We start from the raw sequence: 1,068 nt of genomic DNA on the forward strand, positions 1-1,068 counted from the left end.
ACCGGGTGGGCGTGGGTGCCGGGGGTGTGGCCGGAGGCATCGCCGGCAAGGCGTCGTCCGCACGCGGGCGCAAGGCCGGGGAGGCCGACGACACCGGCCGGGCCTACGCGGGCGGTACCGGCGCCGAGGGAGGCGGCAAGGGCTTCGAGTCCCGCACCCGGTCCGGCGCCGCCGGGGACGTCGGCCAGGAGACGGCCGAGAACGCCATGACGCGCTCCGAGGAGCGCATGCACGTACGTGTCGAGCGTCAGGAGAGCGGCCGGGCCAGGCTGCACAAGTACGTCGACACGGAAGAGGTGCAGCAGAGCGTTCCGCTGCGGTACGAGGAGGTCCGCGTCGTCCGCGAGCCGATCACCGACGCCAACCGCTCCTCGGCGCTCTCCGGTGAGCCGCTGAAGGAGGCGGAGTACGAGGTGACGCTCCACGCCGAGCAGCCCGTGGTCGAGACCGAGGTGGTCCCGGTCGAGCGGGTCCGGCTCACCACGGAGGAGCGTGTCCAGAACAAGACCGTCACCGGCCGTGTCCGCAGGGAGCGGATCGAGACGGAGGGCTTCGAGTCCACGGGCACGGACGCCTCGTCCTCGCCGGGTGTGGACACCGGCGGTCTCGGCGGCGAGGGCGGGGGCCGCGGCAAGCACCGCAAGGGAGGAAGGTGACAGCCCTTCCACAGCTGGACGGGGGGCGCTGCGGGTCGCTCGTGGTCGTCCGCAACGCCCCCCGGTCTTCGGCCCGTTGTCGGGGTCAAGGTCAGCCTAGGAGGATGCCCACCCGGCGCACATGAGGGACTGCCCTGCGGGGCGGACCGAGGGTTTTCCCTCCCTCGGTCCGCCCCGTCCCCACGCGCGGCCCCGGAGGCGGGGCGTCCGGGGCACTCCGGGACACCGGAGGAGGGTCAGCCGCCCGCGTGGCCCGCGGTGAGGCGGACGATGTCGATCCGGGAGCGGATGCCCAGCTTGCGGTAGACCCGTGTGAGGGTCGCCTCCACCGTCTTCACGCTCACGAACAGCCGCCCCGCGATCTCCCGGTTGGTCGCCCCCTCCATCACCAGGCCGGCCACCTGCCGTTCCA

The 1,068-nt window shown here is 73.4% G+C and carries 2 protein-coding genes; one reads left to right on the forward strand and one right to left on the reverse strand.

The features are described from left to right. Nucleotides 1–656 (forward strand): YsnF/AvaK domain-containing protein (locus HW445_RS32240; protein WP_257231449.1); only part of this gene is annotated, 656 nt, incomplete at its 5' end. A 236-nt stretch (nt 657–892) separates the two neighbouring features. Here the strand turns inward: HW445_RS32240 and HW445_RS32245 are convergent. Then, nucleotides 893–1,068 (reverse strand): helix-turn-helix transcriptional regulator (locus HW445_RS32245; protein ID WP_180224288.1); only part of this gene is annotated, 176 nt, incomplete at its 5' end.

The organism is Streptomyces sp. UH6, from assembly GCF_013421635.1.
In the GTDB taxonomy this organism is placed as follows: domain Bacteria; phylum Actinomycetota; class Actinomycetes; order Streptomycetales; family Streptomycetaceae; genus Streptomyces; species Streptomyces abyssomicinicus.